This window comes from Tunicatimonas sp., from assembly GCF_049647865.1.
In the GTDB taxonomy this organism is placed as follows: domain Bacteria; phylum Bacteroidota; class Bacteroidia; order Cytophagales; family Cyclobacteriaceae; genus Tunicatimonas.
On record NZ_JBARYM010000600.1, the window covers coordinates 1 to 3,096 of the forward strand.

The window sequence follows — 3,096 nt, forward strand, 5'->3', positions numbered from 1 at the left end:
GTAGGTACTGAAATTTAACATTTTTTAGCAGTCGCTGTGAAGCAGTCGCTGTGAAGCAGTCGCTGTGAAGCAGTCGCTGTGAAGCAGTCGCTGTGAAGCAGTCGTCGCAAATTGATCACTAAGGAACAGTTGGGGTGGAACTGATGTGATGACTGAATACTCTTTTGGGTGCTTAACGTGACTATTTGCAGTAGGTATTATACGTAGTACATTTCCGCACTAGCAAGGGTAGAAGTGCGAGCTAAATAATGAGATTGTGAGAAGAGAACGCTATCGTTTAGAAATCTTATTGAAGGAGATGTTTTTCTGACGGGTACTTTTAAACGTCCCTTCGTCGAAGTTACGTTTTTTCTGATGTTTAGTGTTGCGACCTTGTACCCGTTCGCGCCACATGCGCCACGAACTGGGTTTCATCTTTCGGCGCATCAGCTTAATGACTTCCTTTTCGGATAGGCCAAACTGAGATTCAATGGTTTTTAGCAACAGCTATGGGGCAGCCCGTAAGAAACAGCTACCTTGAGATTTACCAGATAACTTGTACCCCGTAATCACTAAATACCTTATCTCTAGTTATCATATCTGCTTTCAGTACTTGAGACTGAGCAATTAGTAAGCGATCAAAGGGATCGCCATGATGAAAAGGCAAGGTTTCTACTTGAGTCAAATGTTCAGAAGTAATACCAACAATCCGAATTTGAATAGCAGCTAAGTCTCGATAGGTTTCATGAAAGGTTAAGTGGAAATCTAGTTTTCCTAAACTACGCTTAATAGCAATCTCCCACAGACTTACCACACTAGCGTAGATAGTAACTTCTAAATCTTTAATCTTCTAGGCTGCTTGAATCGAGAGACGTTTATCTCCCTCTAATGTCCAAATGAGTGCGTGAGTATCTAGTAAGTAGGACATTTAAGGCATATATTCTTTAAAGCAGTCGAGAGGATCATCGAAGTCGTCAGCCATATATTTGAGAGCTCCTCGGCGCAAACCAATTGGACGTTCAGTTAGCTTCGGTGTAGCAGGTGGCGAAAACCGTTCATTCACAATCTGACGAAGTTCTTCTATTTGTGCGTCATTTAAGTTCTCAATTATAGCGTGTAAATCAGTGCGAATTTCAGTCATAATTAGATTAACGAATTAACAACGCTATCGTTTTGAAATCTTATTAAGAGAAATATTCTTCTGACGGGTACTTTTAAACGTCCCTTCGTCGAAGTTACGTTTTTTCTGATGTTTGGTGCTGCGACCTTGTACCCGTTCGCGCCACATCCGCCACGAGCTAGATTTCATCTCCCGGCGCATTAGTTTGATAACTTCTTTTTCGGACAAGCCAAACTGCGCTTCAATGGCATCAAAGGTAGTTCGGTCTTCCCAGGCCATTTCAATAATTCGGTCTACGTCGCGCTCACTTAAATTAGGCATTAAGGATTGGATTTTAGAAGAAGCTTTTGCTAAGAAACTATAAGTATAACCTAATGTTTGCTGCTACCTATAGCTGACTCTTAACTCTCAAGCTCACTTTACTTTCCAACCCCTAAAACCTAAAAAGAATCACATTTGATCGCTAATGGTGGTCATTAGCTCGTCGTTCATTTTTACGTAGGCTTGATTGCCGTTTTCTTCCGCTAACTCTTTTGATTTCTTAGCGGCAGCCATAGCACTTTCGTAGTTGCCATTCTTCTCGTGAATTTTGGCTTGCAGATGCATTACCCAGTAGCGGTCGCCGTTGAGCTCTACCGCTTTATCAATCCACTCCTGGGCTTGCTCCGTGTCTTTGTCGGTGGTGTAGTAATAATTCGCCGCCGCGTAGTACAGATTAGGATCATCGCCCGGATCAGCCATTTTTTCCTCAATCTGTGCCATCACGTTTTTGTCCACGTTCGGGTCTTCTATTCCGAAGCTCACCATCGTATTTTCCCATACCATGTGCAATTTGGCTCCAGTATCGGTCAAATCAGAGAACATGAACGTCAGCGTCTCAAAGGGCATATCAATCTTTTTGGCCGGAACTGTAAAGCGGAACATATCCTCACTTTCATCGTAGTTTCCGGTGCCACTTTGCTTCGTATTTTTGTTCACAATCATGGTCCATTCTTCCTCACCCGGAATGCTGAACAGCGCATATTCCCCTTCGGGAAGGGAGTTACCTTCAATCATTACTTCGTCGCTCACCGTAAGCTTAGTAGCCATGTTGGCTCCGGTGCGCCACAACTTATCATAAGCCTCTAGGCCACCGAAGATCTTTCGACCTTTCGCTCCGGGTCGAGAATACTCAATGCTTACTTCGGCCAGGCCTACTGTTTGAGAAATTTCTCCCAGCGGACTTGGCTGCGGAGTGGTAATTTGGGCTTCTACCTGCCAAACAATTAGCAGGGCAATTACCATAAGATAGATACTTCGTTTCATAGTTAGTGCAATTTTTAGTTAAGAGCACAAAGTTAGTCACTAGGGGTTTGAAAACAAGCACTGTATTGATGAGTGTTATGGTGTTAGAGTTCTAGGTTTTGAGTTCATTTTTACAAACTCAGAACATAAAACTCAAAACTTTTAAACTATAATACGGTAACACCATGAACATATTAGATAACTCTTTCTACCAACGCATCGATGTGTTGCAGATTAGCCAGGAGTTACTGGGCAAGTATCTTTTTACTGAGATTGATGGTAAAATTTCTGGCGGAAAGGTAGTAGAAACGGAGGCCTACGCCCACCAGGGAGACCGAGCTACCCAGATGCATTTGAACCGGCGCAATACGCGTTCCGATGTTATGTATAAATCTGGGGGAGTGGCCTACGTGTACACGGTGTATCGCATTCACCGAATGTTCAATATCATTACCAATAAAGAAGGCAAACCTGATGCGGTACTGATTCGGGCTATTGAACCTACAAAGGGCACTGACCTTATGAAACAACGACGGGGAATTGAGGATGAGAAGCGACTCGCCGCCGGGCCGGGAATGCTCACCCAAGCCTTAGGAATAAGTACTGATCACTACGGAATCTCGCTCATTACCGGAGAAACAATTTGGCTAGAGGATCACGGCGAAGAGGTGAAAGAGGATAATATCATCGCTAGCCCGCGAGTAGGTATTGAC

At 43.6% G+C, this 3,096-nt stretch carries 5 protein-coding genes and 1 pseudogene; 1 reads left to right on the plus strand and 5 read right to left on the minus strand.

Annotated elements, in window-relative coordinates; all coding sequences use genetic code 11:
• Positions 1–270: 270 nt before the first annotated feature.
• The 5 genes and pseudogenes from WBA23_RS17595 to WBA23_RS17615 form a co-directional block, all read right to left on the minus strand.
• Positions 271–471, minus strand: a pseudogene (locus WBA23_RS17595) (TIGR03643 family protein); the annotation flags it as partial.
• Positions 472–523: 52 nt separating this feature from the next.
• Entirely contained in the window at positions 524–826 is a 303-nt protein-coding gene (locus tag WBA23_RS17600) for a type II toxin-antitoxin system VapC family toxin (protein WP_424583600.1), read from the minus strand.
• A gap of 81 nt (positions 827–907) precedes the next feature.
• Positions 908–1,120 (minus strand): hypothetical protein, encoded by a 213-nt coding sequence (locus WBA23_RS17605; RefSeq protein WP_424583596.1) that lies wholly within the window; start codon positions 1,118–1,120, stop codon positions 908–910.
• 24 nt (positions 1,121–1,144) lie between these two features.
• Positions 1,145–1,420: a TIGR03643 family protein gene (locus tag WBA23_RS17610; protein ID WP_424583597.1), complete on the minus strand. Its 276-nt coding sequence runs from the start codon at positions 1,418–1,420 to the stop codon at positions 1,145–1,147.
• A gap of 129 nt (positions 1,421–1,549) precedes the next feature.
• Complete coding sequence (locus WBA23_RS17615; protein ID WP_424583598.1) at positions 1,550–2,404, minus strand: DUF2911 domain-containing protein; 855 nt, start codon at positions 2,402–2,404, stop codon at positions 1,550–1,552.
• 164 nt (positions 2,405–2,568) lie between these two features.
• Between WBA23_RS17615 and WBA23_RS17620 the strand changes: the two genes are divergently transcribed.
• The coding region (locus WBA23_RS17620; protein WP_424583599.1) for a DNA-3-methyladenine glycosylase at positions 2,569–3,096 on the plus strand (528 nt) is incomplete at its 3' end.